1 protein-coding gene is annotated in these 1,467 nt (G+C 70.6%); it reads left to right on the top strand.

What is annotated here, in order from left to right:
- The coding region (locus tag WEB03_RS00710) for a PilT/PilU family type 4a pilus ATPase (protein ID WP_368069054.1) at positions 1–1,467 on the top strand (1,467 nt) is incomplete at both ends.

Genomic DNA, 1,467 nt, shown 5'->3' with positions numbered 1-1,467 from the left:
TGGTGCGTGCCTTCGCGGGCAGCCTCGGCATGCCGTTCGCCGAGGTGGACGCCGGCAGCGTCGACCCGCACGCGTCGGCGCTGCTGCCGGTCGACATCGCCCGGTCGCTGGTCGCGCTGCCGGTCGACTTCGGTGAGGGCGACCACGTCCGCGTGGCGGTCGCCGACCCGAACACCCCGGGGCTGGTCGAGAGGCTCGAGGAAGCGATCGGGCTGCGCGTCGAGCTCGCGCTGTCCCCCCGCCGCGCCCTGATCGAGGCCATCGAGCAGCACGCCGCCAACCAGGTCCCCACCGGTGTCGACGCGGCCTCGGCCAGCGTGCCGCCGCCCCCTGTCAGGCAGCTGCCCCCGCCACCGAGCGGGATGCCGTCGGCCGACGCTCCGCCCCCACCGGACGACCGCACGGGCCCCGCGCCGACTGACGGGTCCTCGACGGAGCCCGGGTCCTCGCTGCCTCCGCGCCCCTCGGCCGTTCTGCGACCCAACGACGACCTCGGTGGGTCCGGGCCGCTCCTGCGCTCCGAGGAGGAGGCGGAGGTCGACCTCGACGCCCTGCTGAAGGCGCTGGTCGAACGCGGTGGGTCCGACCTGCACCTGACGGCCGGTATCCCGCCGACGATCCGCATCGACGGTGACCTCGTGCACATGGACGACCAGCCGGTCATGCAGCCGGACGAGCTCCAGAAGATGCTCTACGCGATCATGACCCAGAAGCAGCGCGAGGTGTTCGAGAACGAGCTCGAGCTCGACCTCTCCTACGCGATCCCGAACCTGGCGCGCTTCCGCGTCAACGTGTTCCAGCAGCGGGACTCGATGGGTTCGGTGATGCGCGTCATCCCGTTCGACATCCTGCCGCTCGAGGAGCTCGGCGTGCCCGAACAGGTCGCGAACTTCGCCTACCTGCCCCGCGGGTTCGTCCTGGTCACCGGCCCGACGGGGTCGGGCAAGTCCACGACGCTGGCGTCGTTGGTCGACCTCGTCAACCGCAACCGGCCGTCACACATCATGACCGTCGAGGACCCGATCGAGTTCCTCCACAACCACAAGCGGTCCATCGTCAACCAGCGCGAGGTCGGCACCGACACCCACGGGTTCAACCAGGCGCTCAAGCACGTCCTGCGCCAGGACCCGGACGTGATCCTGGTCGGCGAGCTGCGCGACCTCGAGACCATCCAGATCGCGCTGACCGCGGCGGAGACCGGCCACCTCGTGTTCGCGACCCTGCACACCCAGGACGCGCCGCAGACCATCGACCGTGTCGTCGACGTGTTCCCGCCGCACCAGCAGGAACAGATCCGCGTCATGCTGGCCGGTGCGCTGCGCGGGGTGGTGTGTCAGACGCTGCTCAAGACCGCCGACGGCAAGGGCCGCACCGTGGCCTGCGAGGTGATGATCGCGACCTCCGGGATCAGGAACCTCATCCGCGAGGGCAAGACCCACCAGATCTACTCCGCGATCCAGGCGGGCG

It is taken from the genome of Nitriliruptor sp., assembly GCF_040882075.1.
Taxonomy (GTDB): domain Bacteria; phylum Actinomycetota; class Nitriliruptoria; order Nitriliruptorales; family Nitriliruptoraceae; genus Nitriliruptor.
This window is presented reverse-complemented; position numbering and strand designations above follow the sequence as displayed.